19 protein-coding genes and 1 pseudogene are annotated in these 18,892 nt (G+C 25.2%); 19 read left to right on the forward strand and 1 reads right to left on the reverse strand.

Translation table 11 applies throughout. The annotated features are described in order from the left end of the window. Positions 1-153: 153 nt before the first annotated feature. The 19 genes and pseudogenes from CWO85_RS00930 to ftsH all read left to right on the forward strand — a co-directional run bounded on the left by CWO85_RS00930 (position 154) and on the right by ftsH (position 16,097). Entirely contained in the window at positions 154-780 is a 627-nt protein-coding gene (locus CWO85_RS00930; RefSeq protein WP_121463833.1) for a phase variable surface lipoprotein, read from the forward strand. A 416-nt stretch (positions 781-1,196) separates the two neighbouring features. Continuing rightward, complete coding sequence (locus tag CWO85_RS00935) at positions 1,197-2,135, forward strand: IS3 family transposase (protein ID WP_121463834.1); 939 nt, start codon at positions 1,197-1,199, stop codon at positions 2,133-2,135. Between the two features lie 444 nt (positions 2,136-2,579). Continuing rightward, positions 2,580-3,155: a hypothetical protein gene (locus tag CWO85_RS00940; protein WP_121463835.1), complete on the forward strand. Its 576-nt coding sequence runs from the start codon at positions 2,580-2,582 to the stop codon at positions 3,153-3,155. A 168-nt stretch (positions 3,156-3,323) separates the two neighbouring features. Next, a pseudogene (locus CWO85_RS00950) lies at positions 3,324-3,910 on the forward strand (DNA adenine methylase). Positions 3,911-3,952: 42 nt separating this feature from the next. After that, entirely contained in the window at positions 3,953-4,132 is a 180-nt protein-coding gene (locus CWO85_RS00960; protein ID WP_121463838.1) for a DNA adenine methylase, read from the forward strand. Positions 4,133-4,197: 65 nt separating this feature from the next. Beyond that, a complete protein-coding gene (locus CWO85_RS00965; RefSeq protein ID WP_121463839.1) occupies positions 4,198-4,398 on the forward strand; it encodes a hypothetical protein in 201 nt (66 codons plus the stop codon). 337 nt (positions 4,399-4,735) lie between these two features. Further along, positions 4,736-4,879: a hypothetical protein gene (locus CWO85_RS03745; RefSeq protein WP_236628334.1), complete on the forward strand. Its 144-nt coding sequence runs from the start codon at positions 4,736-4,738 to the stop codon at positions 4,877-4,879. Between the two features lie 6 nt (positions 4,880-4,885). Further along, positions 4,886-5,323 carry a lambda-exonuclease family protein gene (locus tag CWO85_RS00970; RefSeq protein ID WP_236628335.1) on the forward strand — a complete coding sequence of 146 codons (438 nt, stop codon included), beginning with the start codon at positions 4,886-4,888 and terminating at the stop codon, positions 5,321-5,323. Further along, entirely contained in the window at positions 5,320-6,522 is a 1,203-nt protein-coding gene (locus CWO85_RS00975; protein WP_121463840.1) for a replicative DNA helicase, read from the forward strand. The genes CWO85_RS00970 and CWO85_RS00975 overlap by 4 nt, the downstream gene beginning before the upstream one ends. Before the next feature lie 163 nt (positions 6,523-6,685). Continuing rightward, positions 6,686-7,324 (forward strand): hypothetical protein, encoded by a 639-nt coding sequence (locus CWO85_RS00980; protein WP_161554970.1) that lies wholly within the window; start codon positions 6,686-6,688, stop codon positions 7,322-7,324. A 157-nt stretch (positions 7,325-7,481) separates the two neighbouring features. Further along, positions 7,482-7,910 (forward strand): hypothetical protein, encoded by a 429-nt coding sequence (locus CWO85_RS03610; protein WP_161554971.1) that lies wholly within the window; start codon positions 7,482-7,484, stop codon positions 7,908-7,910. 24 nt (positions 7,911-7,934) lie between these two features. Then, positions 7,935-8,123 carry a hypothetical protein gene (locus tag CWO85_RS03580; protein ID WP_152031098.1) on the forward strand — a complete coding sequence of 63 codons (189 nt, stop codon included), beginning with the start codon at positions 7,935-7,937 and terminating at the stop codon, positions 8,121-8,123. Beyond that, complete coding sequence (locus CWO85_RS00990; protein ID WP_152031099.1) at positions 8,060-9,238, forward strand: hypothetical protein; 1,179 nt, start codon at positions 8,060-8,062, stop codon at positions 9,236-9,238. The genes CWO85_RS03580 and CWO85_RS00990 overlap by 64 nt, the downstream gene beginning before the upstream one ends. A gap of 248 nt (positions 9,239-9,486) precedes the next feature. Continuing rightward, positions 9,487-10,074, forward strand: coding sequence for a hypothetical protein (locus CWO85_RS00995; RefSeq protein WP_121463843.1), 588 nt, complete (start codon positions 9,487-9,489; stop codon positions 10,072-10,074). Continuing rightward, complete coding sequence (locus CWO85_RS01000; RefSeq protein ID WP_152031100.1) at positions 10,064-11,137, forward strand: hypothetical protein; 1,074 nt, start codon at positions 10,064-10,066, stop codon at positions 11,135-11,137. Before CWO85_RS00995 ends, CWO85_RS01000 begins: the two co-directional genes overlap by 11 nt. Positions 11,138-11,756: 619 nt before the next feature. Further along, entirely contained in the window at positions 11,757-12,686 is a 930-nt protein-coding gene (locus CWO85_RS01005) for an IS3 family transposase (protein WP_121463845.1), read from the forward strand. Positions 12,687-12,729: 43 nt separating this feature from the next. Next, positions 12,730-12,915: an IS3 family transposase gene (locus tag CWO85_RS01010; protein WP_236628336.1), complete on the forward strand. Its 186-nt coding sequence runs from the start codon at positions 12,730-12,732 to the stop codon at positions 12,913-12,915. A 560-nt stretch (positions 12,916-13,475) separates the two neighbouring features. Further along, positions 13,476-14,453, forward strand: a complete 978-nt coding sequence (locus CWO85_RS01015) for a hypothetical protein (RefSeq protein WP_121463847.1) — start codon at positions 13,476-13,478, stop codon at positions 14,451-14,453. A 90-nt stretch (positions 14,454-14,543) separates the two neighbouring features. Beyond that, positions 14,544-16,097 (forward strand): ATP-dependent zinc metalloprotease FtsH, encoded by a 1,554-nt coding sequence (gene ftsH, locus CWO85_RS01020; protein WP_236628337.1) that lies wholly within the window; start codon positions 14,544-14,546, stop codon positions 16,095-16,097. Between the two features lie 985 nt (positions 16,098-17,082). Here ftsH and CWO85_RS01025 read toward each other — a convergent pair. Beyond that, positions 17,083-18,288 carry an aminotransferase class V-fold PLP-dependent enzyme gene (locus CWO85_RS01025; RefSeq protein WP_121463848.1) on the reverse strand — a complete coding sequence of 402 codons (1,206 nt, stop codon included), beginning with the start codon at positions 18,286-18,288 and terminating at the stop codon, positions 17,083-17,085. Positions 18,289-18,892 lie beyond the last annotated feature (604 nt).

Genomic DNA, 18,892 nt, shown 5'->3' on the forward strand with positions numbered 1-18,892 from the left:
TTATTTTTTTACACCAAAATATATAACATCTACACATATAAATATATCAACATACCCCAAAATAAGCGCATATACCCTAAATTTTGCGATTTTATTTTTCGCAAATTCGGGGTTTTTTATTTTTATAACAAACCAAACAAAAGGAGAAAAGAAATGAAAAACGACACTAGTCAAGAAATTAGAATCGGGGGCTGGAACACAAAAACCACCCCTAATGATTTAACCCAAATTAAAAAATTTTTAAAAATATTAAAAGAAGATTTAATTAATCTCACTATTATTGCTCATTCCAAAAAGAAAAATACTTACCAAGAAGCTAATTACCGTCCCAAAAACCAAACTCTCTTCGTCGATCCTCAAATCTTAGAAGAAATGAAACAAACAAAAATCACCTTAATTAATGATAATTTTTCTTCTAGTAATAGCAAACTATTACTTTCTGATTTAACCCCGCTTAAAAGACAAAATAACTCCCTTAAATACCTATTTAATATCTTCCAAATCAATTATAAAAATGAATCTAAAAATATCATCAAAAAATTAATTGGCAAAATCAATCTTCATAAACTAGAAAACTTACAATTATACCAACTAGACCCTCAAAAACTGGATAAATATCATAAACCCATAAAAACAAACTATAAGAAAGGGTTAAACATCATCTATTATCGCCAAGAAGATTTAAAATACATTCAATCTTTTTTAACAAAAGATAAACAAGGTTATCGGGTTAAAAAGCTACATCCCAAATATAAATATATACCTAAACAACAAGAATGACACTTTTATGACACTTCATTGACGCTTTTATGACACTTTATTGACGCTTTTATGACACTTCACTGACACTTTTATGACAATTTGACTTTGAAAATAATCTATATAAAGATTAACTCATTGAAGGAGTGATATTTGATATTTTATATCGATAATGATAATGATACTCGATATTTGATATTATCGCATTATCATTTTTTATATCATTATTATTTATCGATATCATAAAAACCTCTTTTTAGTAATTTTATTTTTTTAATTTATTTCAATCATTAAATCAACTTTAATTTTTAAATTAATTGCCTTCCCAAGTATTGATTATTATCTATGAAACAAAAAGATGCACGCGCTGAAGCGCTTATTTAGAGTTATAATAGTTGATATATTTAAAATAATTTATAAAGATAATTGGTATTAAGATGCAAAAATTAAAACAAAAAATTAAATTATTACAAAAAATGATTGAAAAAATTAAAAAAATTGATAAAAAAATGGTTTTTCATTTAGTTAAGCAATTCAATCAAACCCTGAATTTAACCACCATTTTAAAAACAATTCAAATTAAAAGAAGTACTTATTATTATTGGTTGAAAATAAAAGCTAAACTAAAAGAAAAAGAAGAAAAATACCTGTTACAACAAAAACGGATTAAAGCTTTATGTTTCCATTATCAATATTTTTACGGTCATCGGAAAATCACTGATTTATACCAAAAAATCTTTAACGAATTCATCACCAAGAAAAAAGTTTATCTCATCATGAAAAAAAACGACATTAGTTGTCGTTTAAGAATCAAAAAAAATTTTACTTACCATAATTTAAAAAATAATCTCCAAATAATTCCTAATTTAATCAATCAAGATTTTATGGCCACCAAACCCCTCCAAAAACTCTTTACTGACATCACTTATTTCAAAACGAATCAAGGTTTTCTCTATTTTTCTTGTATTATCGACTCTTTTAACAACCAAATAATTGCTTCACATGTTTCAAACCAACAAAATAAAGATTTAGTTTTAAATACTATTAAAAAACTTCCAAAATTAAAAGAACCTTGTATCATTCACTCCGATCAAGGAAAAGTTTATCAATCGCTCAAAATTCAACAAACTTTAACAAAAAAAGGTTTTTTAATCAGCATGTCAAGAAAAGCTACCCCTCGTGATAACGCCATCATTGAAAACTTTTTCGGCCAAATGAAAACAATTTTACAACATCAAAATCCTTTTTTATTTCAAAAATCTCCTGATAAAATGAAAAAATTAATTAATCATTTTCCTAAATTTTGGAATAATAAGTGGATTTTAAGTAAATTAAACCATTCAACTCCATCTCAATATATTCAAAAACTAAGATAAATTTTTAGTTGAATGAACATAAAATAATATAACCTTGAAAAAGGTTACTTTAGTGCGCTTTTTTTACCTAAAAATAGTAAAATTTAAAAAAAATATCATTTTCTTTCATTTTGTTGACGAGTTTTTAACTTTTTTTACCTAACTATATAGTGAAGGGTTAAAATATTAAAAAAATATCTTTTGAAACTAAAGAATTATCAAAAAAAGTTTAGACACTTTTTAATTCAACAAAATATTTCCTTAGTTTGAAAAGATAGGAAATTATCTATTAATTTTTAGTCTTAAAGAGTCATTTTAAAAATTAAATTTGTTTAAAAAAAGGAAACAGCTCAGAGACAACCAGGACCACAACAAGGACAAAAACAACAAGATATTCAACCCAAAGAAACAATAAAAGAGGTTGAGGTAATTAAAACAATTGTAAACGATATTAAAATAAAAGAATTGACAGATGCAAATACAGCCTTACAACAACAATTAAGCACCAAACCCAAAGAAACAATAAAAGAGGTTGAGGTAATTAAAACAATTGTAGACGATACTAAAATAAAAGAATTGACAGATGCAAATACAACCTTACAACAACAATTAAGCACCAAACCCAAAGAAACAATAAAAGAGGTTGAGGTAATTAAAACAATTGTAGACGATACTAAAATAAAAGAATTGACAGATGCAAATACAGCCTTACAACAACAATTAAGCACCAAACCCAAAGAAACAATCAAAGAGGTTAAAGTTGTTGATAATACGAAAATAAACGAGTTAGAAACAAAAATAACTCAGCTACAAGACGAATTAACAACTGAGAAAAATAAAGGACCTGTTTATATTAATGTTCCAGGCCCTGAAACAATCAAAGAAACTGAGAAAATAATTTACGTAGATAAACCAGTTGTAACAATTAAAGAAATCGAAAAACCAGTTACTGTTTACGTAGATAAACCAGTTGAAAAAATCATTTATATAAATAAACCTGTTAATTTAAATGAAATAAAAAAACAATCTTTTAAACGCTAGTAGATTTACATGGATATATAAAACTGATATTATAAAATTTTTTGATAATTTATAGAAAAAATAATTAATTTAAGCATATAAACATTAAAGGAATAACAACAAATGATGATTAAAAAAAATATAGAACCGATTAATTTTTCTTTAAATCGGATAGGTGGCAAAACAAAAATGCTACCTTTGTTAAGGACTTTTATACCTACATATTTTAAAGCCTATTACGAGCCCTTTTTAGGAGGCGGTGCGTTGTATTTAGATTTAAGACCGACCACAAGGCCTATCTCAGCGACAATGAACCTCATTTAATGAATATATGGAACGAAATAATAGCTAATCCGAGCCTCTTTTATCAAAAGGCGCTCCAATATGAGGACTTTATTTTTGATAACGAGATCCCACAACAAATACCAACCAATAAAAAAATCAATTCTTATCATAGTGAAAATTTTAACAAATTATTACAAAAATATAATAACAAAAACGAGGGCGCTTTATTTTATACTTTATTCAAACATAGCTTTCGTGGTTTTTTTAACTTCAAAGTTAATGGTGATATAAAAATGAGTTTCGGATTTGAAAAAAAGAAAATTTTACGTGATTTTAATTCTTTTAATTTAGAAAAATTGAAACAAATAGAATTATTATTTAAACCCTAATCTTGTTTATTAAATAGTGATTTCGAAATTTTAATTAATCAAGCTCAAAAAGACGACTTTTTATTTTGCGACCCTCCTTACGCTCCTTATAATAATTTATAAAACACAGAATATAATGTTTATAAGAACGCGGAGTGGTATGACATGGATTTTGATTTAGGAAGTCAAAAGAGACTCGCCGAAGCCCTAAGGAGAGCGCACGCTCGAGGCGTTAAATGGTTAACTACTAACTATCCGACACAAGAAATATTACAGTTTTATCAAGGTTTTAATTTTAATTATATGTTAGCGACAACAAACGTCAAAAAAAAAAAAAAATATTGATAACTTCGAAGTCATTATTACTAATTATCGCGAATTTAAACAAAATATTTATTAAGGGAATGTATATGTTGAATAAAACAACATTAGTCAAAGCCGGTTTGTCGTTGAGTTATATATTTTTTATGATTAGTAATTACATCACTTTATTTTGTGATTTTCAATTTGGAGCTAAATTTAACTGTTGTGTCAGTTTGGTTTCGGATACGTTATTTTTAATGCATTTATGGTTATTTAAAGAGAAAAAAACACCATTTAAAGAAAAATAAAAGGATACATTATGAATTTAATAGCCTTTATCATTTTTATTTTAGGTTTATTCCTTTATTGTTGGATTTTTTATATTTGCTATTCTTACAAAATTCCTTTTAAATATATTCAGTATTTTTCGTAGTTAATTTCAACTGGAAGTTTCGCTATAATGACTTATAAAATATTTCTTTTAGAATAAAACATTATTAACAAATTATAAAAAATAAATAAAACATTATTAACAAATTATAAAAAATAATTTAAATTAATTTTACAAAGAGACTTTAAAATGACAAATATAAAAACAACAAAATATCAATGTAAGTATGGCAAATTAAAGAAAGATAATAAAATATGAAAATTGATTTAAAACAAAATACTTGGGAATGGTTTAAACACCGTAAAAATTATATTAACGCCTCCGAGGTGGGAACCATCATGGGTTTAAATCCTTATGAGACAGTTGGCGACTTAATAAAGAAAAAACTTTTTAAATAGCCTTTTATGAGTAATGAGGCCATGGAACACGGAAAACGTATCGAGCCCTTAGCCAATTTATGGTTTTGCGCGAAAACAAAAAGAGATTATCAGCCGGCCGTGTTTGTAAAGGGGATTTATTCGGCGTCGTTAGATGGTTATCATGAACCATCGCAGACAATGCTTGAAATCAAATGCCCTTTAAATAGAACTAACACGGCGTGGAAAGATTTTTTTACAAATAAAATTATTCCACCTTATTATTTAGCGCAAATGCAATGTGGTTTATTTTGTGCTGGTCTTAAAAAAGCTTATTTTTTGGTGTATTTTAATAACCAAGATTATTATGTGGAGAAAGTCCTTTTAGATATGGATTTTATTGAGGATATGCATAAACACGTCGCCGCATATAAACAATTATTAAAAGAGTTTACAACGGAATATGAGAGAGAATTGAAAAAATGAGTACCGTTATATCAGAACAAAAATTATTAAAGTTTTTATTATTAAATCCCGCTGAGATTCCTAATGTAGCGAATCAAATTTCTTTAACTGAGTTTAGTGATAAAAAAACGAGATATGTTTTTGAATTAATGAAAACGTTTTTGACTCAAACGAAATATACAACATTTAAAGATTTTCTTAAACCTTATTTAGAATCCCTTAAACGTCCTTTGACATTTCAAGATAACCTTATAAATTATTTAAAAGGATTAAAAGAGATTCCTGATGCCTCAATACAACCATTAAATATTTTAATACAAGATATTAAAGATGACGATATGATAAGTAGTTTTCGGACTCCCAAAGATGTTATGGATGATATTATTAAAGACACCATTGATAACCCTAGTAAAAACGGTTTATTAGGGCTTGATACTGGATTTAAAAAATTAAATCATGATACCTTAGGCTTTCGAAAAAAAGAATTAATTATTTTAGGAGCGCGTCCAGGAGTTGGAAAAACTACTTTAATGATGAATTTAGCTTTTAATATTGCTTCTAAAAAGAAAAAAGTAGCTATTATCAGTTTAGAAATGAGTACCGAACAATTATATTTAAGAGTGTTAAGCGCGATGACGGGGATAGCCAAACGCAAAATTGAATTGGGGGCTGTTAATGAGAAAGAAAACGCCATTATTAAAAATGCCAGTGAGAAAATGAAACAGCTAAATATCGCGTCCAAAGAGGAAGTTAAAAACAATTTAGAGGAATTACAAAATTATTGTTTAAAGAATAAAGTGGATATCGTTTTTATTGATTATTTACAAATCATCCCCGATATGATATGTCGTAAAATCTCTCGTAAATTAAAAAAACTAGCTCAATTTTTGAATATCCCGATTTTTTGTTTATCTCAATTAAATAGAGAATCCGACAAAGGGAAAAACAGGGTTCCTCGTTTAAGTGATTTAAAAGATTCAGGAACCATAGAACAAGACGCGGATATGGTTTTAATTTTAGTTCCGAAAAGTATAGACGAAATAGAAACTAATTGGGAAAAATACAAGGATAATATCACGAACGAACCCATTATTGATTTATATATGATTAAGAACCGAAACGGAGACAATAACAAAGTATATAATTTATTATTTTTGAAAAAACAACAAAAATTCGTAGAGATAACCGAACAAATCAAATTAGACCCGGATATTTTTTAAAATTCCTTTCGAGGATTATCAAAAAATAAAACAATATGCTTTTCAAGGTATTCAAGAGTTCGGTTTTTTTTAATGAATAAATTTAAAAGGCTATTGATTCAGTTAAATAATTAAAGAAAGTGAATTTATGAATAAAAGAAATAAAGAAAAAGGAAATTTAAATATGTCTTTTAAAACATTAATATCTAAATATAAATATTATATTATTGCCACTTTAATATCTTATATCCTCGGTGTTTATAGTCGTGAAATAAAGCTTTTTTGTAATCAAAATACTCATCAAACAACCAATATGGCAAGTGGTATTTATGGTGTCATCTTGGCTTTAATAGGAGTGTTTATAGTTCGTGAATCTCAAAAAAACAAACTAAAACAACCGTCCATTTTGGCTAATAAATTATGTTCTTTGATTGATGATGGAACAATTCCCATTGATGCTTTGGATATGGTAAAAAAAGCTATTGATTTTAAAACTTATGATAAAAACGACATTGATACCAAATTAGAAGATAAAATAGAGCATAAGATACAAGAACCACGAGAACCAAATATAATGAACGTTATCAAACAACACCAAGAGAAAATTAAAGCGTTGGAAGAATGCCGCACAGTACAAGAGGACATTAATAAAACGTTTCAAGAATATATCACACGACAACAAATAACTATCAAACCAAACGAGCGAAATAAACAGTGGGGCGAACAACTTGCTAAACAAGACGCAACGCCAGCCACAATTAACATAGACGCACAACCAACATACGCAGAAACATTAGATAATATAGACGATTTATTTGAGTAAGAGATGTTGTATGTTTATAGAAAATATATTAAGCCTAAATAAAAAATATTATAAGGTTTTTATAATTAATGTTCTTTTGATATTATTGTTTTTAATATGGTTGTTTTGGTTAATAATAACGACAACCGAGAGCACAAATAAGAAAATAAAAGCAATTATGCGGACTCGTATTAATATTATAGAAAAGCTTAATAAAAGAGAATTAGAATTAATAATTGAAAATATTTTATTCAATATAAACGAAAATAAGAATTTTAATAGTAATTTGAATATGAGACAAATGGAACAAGAATTAATCAATTTGAATAAAATAGAGAATAAAATAGAGAATAAAATAGAGAATAAAATAGAGAATAAAATAGAGAATAAAATAGAGAATAAAATAGAGAATAAAATAGAGAATAAAATAGAGAATAAAATAGAGAATAAACAGTACCAAACAATTGTATTTAACCCGGGACAAGCAAATATGCAAGCGAATCAAACAAATCGCAAAAGAATAATTGTATCTAAACGAAAACAAGAAAATACACAAGAGAACCAAATAGAGAACAAACAACCACAAAGAATTTTAAGACAAAAATAACCCAAAAAAAGGAGGTATATAAAAATGTCTAAAATGTTAAATATTCTTAATAATTATAAAAGAACTATTATTAGTTCTTTTATAATTATTGGTTTAACTATTGTAATGTATAAGACCGCTTATAATTTGCATTTAGAATGCGAAAAAATATGCAAGCAACACAAAATAAACAAATACAAGAGGAAACAAACAAATTACTACCACAAGAAATAAACGCTATACAAGATAAGAACAAAATATTAGCAAAAGACAACGATACTTTAAAAGAAAAATTAGCAACCGAACAACAAGGCGTAAAAGACTTAGATAGGGAAAATACCGCTTTAAGAGATGAAATAAAAACATTAAAAGAACAATTAAAAGAGAAACAACAAGAAATAGAACAATTAAAGAATAATCAAACACAACAAAAACCAAATGAACTTACACAAGAGGAACAAGAAGAAGAAGATAAAAAAGCACAAATATGGATAAATAGAAATTTAAATTTTTTATCAGACGTCATAAAGGAAATAAAACAAGAAATAGCAAACCTAATTTATGATAACGAAATACAACAACATATAACATCTTATGTTAATACATGGGCTATATACTTAGAAGCACAAAACTATTGTAATAGCATATTACAACGAAAAAATCACTCACTGCTATTAAAAGCGAGACAAATACAAGATACTATTGAAGCATATCTAAACATGTTGGTAAAACAAAAAAACAATAACAATATATACCGTGCAAATCCGACAATACCCGCAGAAATAGCAGACTTTATAGACGCTCAACTAAAAAAACCAAGTGCAAAACAACTAGAGGAACAGAAAAAACAACAAGAAATAGAAGAACAAAGAGAAAAAGAAGAAAGAGAAAAAGAAGAAAGAGAAAAAGAAGAAAGAGAAAAAGAAGAAAGAGAAAAAGAAGAAAGAGAAAAAGAAGAAAGAGAAAAAAGTAACAAAATGCAACAAAAATTAAATGACATGACTTTGCAAAACTTTTTGGAACTAAAAATTCAAACAATGAAGAATGAGTACGAAACTACGATCAGCGAAATTCATTATTTAGGTGTTATTTTAGGCAAGTTTTACGGATACTTAAATCTCGGCGAATTACCCGAAGAACAATTGCGTGAGTTTAAAGATTGTAAATCACTAACATGGGACGAATATAATGATAAACAAAACATCCTAGTAATGGCATTATTGAAACTAAAAATACAATTAAAAAACCCTCATATAAAAATACAATCTATATTGAAGGATAATAAAGAGGACAATAATATGATAATGAATATGTTTGAAGATATAGTAAGGTATGAGTTGGAAGCTTAAGATGATGTCTAAATACCTTATTTACTTTAATTACTGGTTTAATGTTTTAAAAACCTTTTGTCAAGCGGTTTATTCATGCCAATATTTTTCTTTATATATTGTGGGTTTGTTTTTCTTTTATTTAATATATCACTTCTTTTTTTACCGAACAAGCACATTATATATTCGGCTATGAGGTCGGTTGGATATTTATTAGTTTAATTTTTTATAATTGTTTTTATTTTATTTTTTTATGGTGGTGGAATCGTTTGGAAACTAAGTTTCCATCGTTAATAACTTTTAAAGAAATAGGCGTTTTTTGTTTAAGTCTATTAGAAAATCTTTTTAAAATTTTTAAAACTGTTTGTGAATATATTATATATACAGTTATTAATAAAGAGACTTTGACAGGTGTTGGTATAACAAGTACGACGGCAGTTGTGGGCGCCTCTGTTGGTGGCGGTATTCGTGGAGGTATTCAAGGTGCCGCTGTTGGCGCAGCAGGTGGTCCGTCCGGAGCTATTACTGGCGCAATTGTTGGAGGAGCCAAAGGAGCTATTAATACTGGTAGCGAGGCTTTTAAAATAGCGGCCAAAGGAGCTCAGATTGTTTTAACTTTATTTAAAAAAATTTTTTTAATCGTTATTGATTTTTTTATGAAAATAGGAACAAAATTTTTATCTGTACTTATATATGCAGCGAAAATAGTTAATAACGTCTTAAAACTTATTTTAAATAAATTAGGTATTATAAAAATAATTAAATGGTTATTTGTTATAATAGTCAATATATGTTTTATGTGGGGTTTTAAAAAAGAAATAAATGAAAGTGTTATAAGGACTATTAATGATGAGTAAAAAAGAGAGTAAGAAAGAGGATAAAATAGAGAGTCGAATAGAGGAAAAGAAAGAGGAAAAAATAGAAAATAAAAAAACAAACATATTCAAAAAGTGGAACTTTTTAAATAAGTTCGTAAAGAATAAACAAGAGAACAAAATAGAGAGTCAAATAAAGGATAAACAAGAGAACCAAATAGAGAGTCAAATAGAGAATAAAATAGAGGAAAAATATAAACGTGTTTGGGTTATAAGACTCTTCGGTAATGCTTATGGTTTAAAAGAGTTTATAATTACAATTAGCTTATTATTATTTATGTTTGTTATGATTATAAATGCTTTATATAAAAATCAACAAGCGCGTACCATGCATAAAAGATTATTAGATGACCCAATTTATCAAAGACAAATACAAGCAGCTATGCAAATCCAAAAAGATATATTAGATGTCAAAAAACACGGTTATATTCTTTTTGATATAGAATATATTTTTTATGATGAGACGAAAACCCAATTACAATATAAAATATATCATAGAAAAGGCCAGCGTATCAATCCATTAAAAAAAGAGGTATACGACCAAGAGAAACAAATTAAAACAGAAGAACATCATTATGGTTTTACAAAAAATGGAGACCATAAAGTGAGTAAAATAATTTATTATGAAACGAATTATGATACAACATTATATAAACCAGTTCAAGAAACTTATAAATGGGATGATATTGTAGGAGAAGCTAATTATTTTGTTATAGACAATCAAGAGATAGAAAAGACAGAGATTTATAAATATGATGTTTATAGGAGATGTGACGTAGATGGCGAAAGCTGGTATATCCTCGGAAAATACCCAAAATTTAATTTAATAACTATATATGATAAAGACAATATAAAATTACAAGAGAAATTTATTAATATCGAAATAGGTACCTGGTTGTGTCGTTTGAAAACTTGTGATTCTCATATATTAAAATTCAATAAAGAAGGTGTGATTATTTCAGGCGAGAGTATACCGGAAAAAGAAGGCGAAGAAACACGATGGGATGATTCTTTCTTACAACAACACAAAGACCACAAATATTAAAAATAACATATAAAAAGCAATTTTTATATATGTTATTTATGTTATCAACCCCTTTAAAATATGTTTGATTAATTAATATATGATATTAATATTAAATAAAATTATTTTATTACTTATATATACTTTGAAAATGCATTTAAAGGGTTTTAAAGCTCAAAAAATAAAATTAGTTAATAAAAATATATATTAATTTATCTTAAATAACCTTAATTTATTAATATTTTTTATTAATTTAATATAAAAAAATACTATTTTATGTTAATTATTGTTAAAAAAATGATAATTTTATTGATTTTTATTAAAAAAAGAGCGTTTTTTACTCATTTAACATCTGAGTTGGTGCTAAAATGGTACTAGCATGGTGCTTTAAATCTCATTTTAACAACTAAAATGCAACCTCTTACACGTGTTTTGCTTAGTTTTGTTAATATTTACTTATATTTACACAACTTTGTGGCAAAATGTAGCAATATGCAAACATATAACTGGCATATTGTCGCATTATTGCTTAAATATCACCCCAGTTTTTGTTTAACCTTGTTATCAAACAACAAGAAAACAACAAACAACTTATAATTTACAAATAAAATTACCAAATTAAATATAAAATCGCCAAATTATGAATAACCGATATAAATATAAAACAAAATTAAAAGCTATTAAAATGTCTAAAAAAGAGATTCCGACAGCTCAAATATTAAAGGTTTTAAAGATTAAAAGCCGACATAGTATTTACCAATGGGTAAAATGGTTTAATCAAGGAGAATACACAAGACTCCAAAGAAAACCAGGAGGCAGTTATAAAAAAACTTTCTCCCCCTTAAGTTATGAAAATTTTTACCATTTAAAATGTTTATCTCTTTTGAAAGATAAACAGCCTTTCATAAAGCATATACAAACTTTAACCTTCGAATACCCTTTATATCATCTTTTAAAGTTAATTAATTTATCATTTTCAACTTATTACGGTTATTTTAAAAGACAAACTAAACAACAAGAAAAAACAAACAAATTAAAAAAAATGATAAAAGAAATTGTGAATCAAGGGACATACCAACCTCAACAACCCAAAAACAAACCACGAAATAGAAGATGGGGTTACCGTATCATTCATCAAACATTATTAACTCAAAACATGAAAGTGAACCCTAAAACAGTTTATAAATATGTAAAGGTTTTAAATCTCTTATCCCAACGTCTCAAAATGAAAAAGAAGACATGGCAAAAGCCCCAAGAACAAAAAACTAATAATTATCATAACCTATTACAAAACCAATATAAAAGCGATAAGCCCAACCAAAAACTATGTACGGACATCACTTATTTAAATTATGGTAAAAATCAAAAACTTTATTTATCCGCGGTATTAGATTTATACAACCGCCAAATCGTCGCTTATCATATTAAGGAGCATCAAACCCTTAATTTAATAATAGACACCGCCAAACAACTTCAAAAAGGGCATCAAGGGAGCTTTATTCACAGCGACCGAGGTATGGTTTATTGTTCGCCAAAATATCAACAAATCTTGAATGATAAAAGGATATAAGGTCAGCTATTCACAACCAGCCACACCCTCACAAAATGCTTGCATGGAGTCATTTTGGTCTAATTTAAAATTAGAAAGTTTTTATTTAGAAAATAAAAACAAACTAACTAAACCACAAGTAATAAAAATAATAGATGATTATATATTTTATTACAACCACCAAAGGAGAATCAAAAAGAACGGTTATTTATCGCCGATTGATTATGCAAAACAACAAGGCCACGTTTAATATTTTATGGGGGTAAAATATTAAAAACGCGCTTAACCATATATAGCTTGTTTCGAACAGGTTTCTTTCCGTCGTCCTTTTTTATATTTTAAAGCTCTTAAATGCGGCTTTTTAAAAATATTTAAAAAATTGAGATTATTACTTGACTAATTAAAAAAAATCATTAAAATATCTTATTTAGATAACTAGACATATAAGATATAAGATGTAAGATCTTATTTTTTTATAAATATTTTTTTTAAATAAATAACCTATTGTAGGCAATTTTTTCGCTCCGCTTTACAAAAATTAAAAAAAATTAATATTTTATGTTTTTTTGTTGACAAATAAAAAAAATATTTTATACTATTAGTAATTAGTTTTTGAGAATTGCTTTTGATGGTGATTTTGAAAAATACTTTTATTTTGGGTCATTGCCTTTTAATATTTTTTTAATTATCATATTGGGCTCTAGTTCTAACTTACTGTTAAATTTGTTTTTTTTAATGTAAAATTATTTAATAATATATTAAAAATAATATATATATTAAAAATAAAAAAAAGAAGGATTTATATATAAATTGAATTTGAAAAATTATTTCATTAAATACAAAAAAATTATTATATATTCTACATGTGTTGTTGTATTGGTTTTAATATTGACGATTTTGTTGTTGATTGATTATAATAGAAATTCTCAAAAGACACAACAAAGACAACACCTTGCCGCATATTATGATTTATCTATTAATAAAATAAAAAAAGGGTTTATAGAACAAACTATTACAAATGAAAAAAAATTTGATAAATCAAACAATAAAATTATTTCAGAAATTATAAAAGATATTCAGAAAAATAGCAATTTGCCAAATGAACCAGCGACAGAAGATATTCAAAATATTATTTACGATTATAATGATCAAGGGCAATTGATATCTAGAAAAATGTCTTTTACGACTAATAGTAAAACAAGAATAAAAGATGATGATTTATCAAAGTATTCATATAATGCGCGTAATTTATTACAAAAAGAAGAGCGTTTTTTCAAAGGCCAAGCAGATAAACCTCCTTACGAAACCATTGACTATACATATGATGATAATGGTAAATTGATTAAAAAAACCGCAAAAGTGAATAATACAACATTTGTATTTAATTATGAATATCAAAATAATAAATGTACAAAACAAAATAACTTAAATAATAAAAATTTGAATCCAAGTGATTTATCGATATCGATCAAAACGTATCAAATAAACGAATATAATGATGAAAATCTTTTGATCAAAGAAACGATATATAACGCTGTTAATCACAAAATAACACAAATTATATCTTATTCATATGTTAACAACAATATTATAAAGAAAGAAATTATTAAACCGAATATTTCATTTACAGAAAAAATAGAAGAAAATAATAATTATGAAGATAATAAAATAAAAAACAAAATAATAAAATATTATAGAAAAGGTTCGCGACCATCTGATGAATATATATTAAAAGATTTTGAAGATGAAACGAATTATGAATATAATAAATCTGTGCCCTTTATATAAAAGTGTTTATCATGTAACTTGATTTAAACATATAAAAAGATAAAAAGTATATAAATAAAAAAATATTTATAGGAAGAAAAGGAAATTATTTTGTTTAAACGGCTGATTAAGAAAATAAATTTTTTAAAATTGTTTATATATTTTGTTTTCATTCATTTATTTATTAAAATTTTATTAAAAATATCTTATTTAGAATGTTTTCCGACCACATTTGATATATGTTTGCAAATTGCTAAATTTGCTGATTTTATTTATGATTTTTTCAGAAATATATCATCTACTTTATTTTTCTTTTATATATTTATGAGTATCAAAAACACATCTAGCAAATTAAACTCCAATCCTTTAGTTTCATCCAAACAAAAATCTTATTTTACTTTCGAAGATGTTGCTGGCAATGAAGAAGAAAAAGAAGAAATGAAGGAATTAATTGATTTTTTAAAAAGACCTCAAAAGTATGCTTCCGTAGGAGCTAAAATACCTAAAGGTGTTTTATTAGAAGGGCCGCCAGGAACAGGTAAAACCTTATTAGCGAAAGCTTTAGCTGGTGAAGCTGGAGTTCCTTTTTACGCTGTAGCTGGTTCTGAATTTGTTGAAAAATATGTCGGTGTCGGTGCTTCTCGTGTCAGAGAATTATTTAAAGAAGCTAAAGATCATTCTCCTTGCATTCTTTTTATTGATGAAATAGATGTTTTAGGTAGTAAAAGAGGTGGTTTTTCAGGAGGATCTCAAGAAACAGATCAAACTCTTAACCAACTTTTAACTGAAATGGATGGTTTTACTAAATCAAAAGGAATTATTGTTGTTGGAGCTACTAATAGAGCGGATATGTTAGATTCAGCTTTATTAAGACCAGGAAGATTCGATCGCAAATTTATAGTTGGTCTACCTGATGTTAAAGCTAGAGAAGCTATTTTAAAAGTTCATGTTCGTAATAAAAATATTTCTCCTGATATTAATTTTAATCAATTAGCGAAACAAACTCCAGGTATGAGTGGCGCTCAATTAGAAGCAGTTTTAAATGAAGCTTCTATTTTAACAGTAAGAAATCAAAAAGAAATGATTACTATGGAAGATTTAGAAGAAGCGATTGATCGCGTTTTAATGGGTCCAGCCAAAAAATCAATTAAATATACAGAAGAAGAAAGAAAAATGGTGGCTTACCATGAAGCTGGACACGCCGTTATTGGTTTAAAATTAGAACACGCTCAAAAAGTTCAAAAGATTACTATTATCCCAAGAGGTTCAGCTGGTGGTTATAATTTAATGTTACCTGAAAAAGAAACTTTCTTTTCTTCTAAAAAAAGAATGTTAGCGAATATTATTTCTTATTTAGGCGGTAGAGTAGCTGAAGAATTAGTTTTTGACGATGTTTCTAATGGAGCTTGTGAGGATTTTAAACAAGCTACTAAAATAGCTAGTTTAATGGTGACTAAATATGGAATGAGTGATTTAGGTGTTTCTCAAGATTCTGATTTTTCTGATAAAAAAGCGATTGATACAGAAATTAAAAAAATAATAGATCAATGTTATCAAGAATGTCAAAAAGTGATTAAAGAAAATAAATCTTTATTAGATAAAATAGTTAATTTATTATTAGAAAAAGAAACTATTAATAAAGAAGAGATAGATTTATTAGTTTAAAAACAATCTAAAATAAATAAAACGCTCTTTTTTAAAAATAATTAAACAAAAAATTATAAAATTAAAAAGAATTTTTTAAAATAAATAATTTAATAAATTTTAAAATAATGTGAATTATATTTAATATAAAAAAATAAAACCTAATCATTAATTGATTAGGTTTTATTTTTTTATCATTTTTTTAAAAAATTATTTAATTTTTAAAAATTCTTTTATACAAAAATGAGATTAAATTAAAATAGTAATATACAAAATAAACAAAAAATAATCTAAAAATTTTTTTATATAAGAAAATAAAACAATAAATTTTAATTTTTATTTTCAAACACGTAAAATTTGTTTTTTTTTTTTTTTGTAATAATTATAAGTATTAATTTATTTATTATAAAAATTATTATCAACTACAAAAGATAAAATAAAAAAAGAAAGAGAAAAAATATCCAAATGACAACCCAAAATAAAAATCAAATCTCAATAATTTTAACTGCTTTAATTTGTTTATGTTGCGCCATTTTTTCTGTTTTCGCAATAAATAATTACTTTTATAAACAAAAACAGAAGACATTAAATTAGTAAAAGGATTGCCTATTTTTGAAGTAGACAAAACAGATAATTCGACGAACCAAGATAAAATTCTTTTACCAATCAACAGATCCACAACAGATATGAAAAAATTTCTTAAATTAATTTAATATCTTTTCTTTTAAAAAACAAAATAACTACTTTACTATCTTTATCAGATAAAAGTAATATAATTAATATTATAAAATGAATATATTTATTCATTGTAAAAAATAATATCAATATGTTTTAAATAAAATATTATTATTTTATTAAATAATTTAAAATTATAAAAAAACATTTCACAAAAATAATATAAACAAATATAATAATAATTGTTTAATTCCGACATTTATATAAATTTAGAACAATTATTTTTAGTATTTAATAGAATAAATTTCGAATTAATCTTATTTTTGATAAATTAATTAAAAAAATTATTTATGTTTTTTAATGTATCTATTAAAATATCAATATCTTCATAATTATTATAAATTCCTACAGAAATTCTAATTGTACTTGTTTGATTTATTTTTTTAATAGCTAAATCTGCACAATGTTTTCCTGTTCGAACATAAATATTTTTAGATATTAAAAATTCTTCTACATCATGAGGATGAATATTACCTAAATTAAAATTAATAATATGATCCGCATTTGGATTAAAAATTTTAATTTGGGGTATTTTTTTTAATTGAAAAGTAATTTGCTCAATTATATGTTTATTATGTTGTTGAATTTGTTTTAATCCTATTCTTTGAATAAATTCTAAACTTTTTTGAAAAGCGATAATACTACTTATATTCAGAGTTCCTGCTTCATAACTATATGGCAAATTTTGAATAGTAAAATTGTGATGATTAACATCTTGAATATTACCCCCACCTATAAAAAAAGGTTTATACTTTTCCAAAAGATTCTTTTTGCCGAAAAGAATTCCTAAACCAAAAGGACCATACATTTTATGAGTTGAAAAAGCTATAAAATCTACATCTAAATCTTGAACATCTATTTTTTTAAAACTCACAGATTGAGCAGCATCTAAAATAATTAAAGCTTTTTTTTTTCGAACTTTCCGAACTTCTTGAATAATTTCTTTGATAGGAGTTTCGTAACCAAAAGTATTAGAAATGTGATTTAAAGCTACAATTTTAGTTTTCGAAGATAAAACTTTTTTAAAATTACTAAAAGTGATTTTGTTTTCTTCGTTCAATGGAACAAAAACTAATTTAGCTTTTTTTTGATTAGCAATTTTCATCCAAGGTAATATAGAAGAATTATGTTCTAATTCAGAAGTAATAATTTCACTGTCAGCTTCAATATCTTGACTTAAAATGTGAGCTAATAAATTTAAAGATTCAGTAGTTCCTTTAGTAAAAATAATTTCTTCTGCACAACTAGCATTAATAAAATGAGCTGTTTGTTTTCTAGTTTCATGAATTAATTGTTCAACTTGTAGAGAAAGGGGGCCAAAAGATTTATAACTCAAACCGTTATAATTATAAAAATTAAAAATAGCGTCTATAACTTCTTTTGGTTTTAAAGAAGTTGCGGCAGAATCGAAATAAATAAATTTTTTTTTATGATTTTTAAAAATTGGAAAATACAAACGATAATTATTATTTTTCATATTAAACCATCAAATGATTCAAATTTAATTTATTTTTTCGAAAAAAATATAAAACATATTTAAAATAAAAAATAAATTTTAAATATGTTTTTTCTTTATGAGAATTATTATAATAATTAATAATATTATTAAAATTATATGAATACATTTAATATATTTCCTTTTTTATTATTTGATGTTATTTATTTTCCGAATATTACAAAATATAAAATATAGTATATTTTTTTATCTAAATTATTAATATTTATTTATAATTTATCGAAATGTTTTATAAATTGAATTGAAAATCTTATATATCTTTATTTTTATTTTAATATAAATATTCCGAAATATATAGTAAATTATTTTTTTATTGTAAAATATGTCCTTTTAATAACCTTGTTTAGAAAAAAAACTGAAATTATATTTTCATAAGAAAATATTTTTTTGTATGTATTTTTTTATTTCTAATTGTTATAAATGTTTTTTATTAGACTATTTGCATTCTAAAAGAACATAAATTTTGAGTTGTTTTAATGATAATATCTACTTCTAAATGTAATATTATTTTGAAATTATTTATGTTTTTTATGTTACCCACTAATAAAAAACTATTTTATTTAGA

This window comes from Candidatus Phytoplasma ziziphi (assembly GCF_003640545.1).
Taxonomy (GTDB): Bacteria; Bacillota_I; Bacilli_A; order Acholeplasmatales; family Acholeplasmataceae; genus Phytoplasma; species Phytoplasma ziziphi.

Excerpts from the sequence above, each read along its gene's own strand:
- CWO85_RS00935 (WP_121463834.1), top strand. The coding sequence starts at position 1,197 with ATGCAAAAATTAAAACAAAAAATTAAATTATTACAAAAAATGATTGAA.
- CWO85_RS01000 (WP_152031100.1), top strand. The coding sequence starts at position 10,064 with ATGATGAGTAAAAAAGAGAGTAAGAAAGAGGATAAAATAGAGAGTCGA.
- CWO85_RS00975 (WP_121463840.1), top strand. The coding sequence starts at position 5,320 with ATGAGTACCGTTATATCAGAACAAAAATTATTAAAGTTTTTATTATTA.
- CWO85_RS01025 (WP_121463848.1), bottom strand. The coding sequence starts at position 18,288 with ATGAAAAATAATAATTATCGTTTGTATTTTCCAATTTTTAAAAATCAT.
- CWO85_RS00990 (WP_152031099.1), top strand. The coding sequence starts at position 8,060 with ATGCAAGCAACACAAAATAAACAAATACAAGAGGAAACAAACAAATTA.
- CWO85_RS00980 (WP_161554970.1), top strand. The coding sequence starts at position 6,686 with ATGTCTTTTAAAACATTAATATCTAAATATAAATATTATATTATTGCC.
- CWO85_RS03610 (WP_161554971.1), top strand. The coding sequence starts at position 7,482 with ATGCGGACTCGTATTAATATTATAGAAAAGCTTAATAAAAGAGAATTA.
- CWO85_RS00965 (WP_121463839.1), top strand. The coding sequence starts at position 4,198 with ATGTTGAATAAAACAACATTAGTCAAAGCCGGTTTGTCGTTGAGTTAT.
- CWO85_RS01005 (WP_121463845.1), top strand. The coding sequence starts at position 11,757 with ATGAATAACCGATATAAATATAAAACAAAATTAAAAGCTATTAAAATG.
- CWO85_RS01010 (WP_236628336.1), top strand. The coding sequence starts at position 12,730 with ATGGAGTCATTTTGGTCTAATTTAAAATTAGAAAGTTTTTATTTAGAA.
- CWO85_RS00930 (WP_121463833.1), top strand. The coding sequence starts at position 154 with ATGAAAAACGACACTAGTCAAGAAATTAGAATCGGGGGCTGGAACACA.
- CWO85_RS00960 (WP_121463838.1), top strand. The coding sequence starts at position 3,953 with ATGGATTTTGATTTAGGAAGTCAAAAGAGACTCGCCGAAGCCCTAAGG.
- CWO85_RS03580 (WP_152031098.1), top strand. The coding sequence starts at position 7,935 with ATGTCTAAAATGTTAAATATTCTTAATAATTATAAAAGAACTATTATT.
- CWO85_RS03745 (WP_236628334.1), top strand. The coding sequence starts at position 4,736 with ATGAAAATTGATTTAAAACAAAATACTTGGGAATGGTTTAAACACCGT.
- CWO85_RS00970 (WP_236628335.1), top strand. The coding sequence starts at position 4,886 with ATGAGTAATGAGGCCATGGAACACGGAAAACGTATCGAGCCCTTAGCC.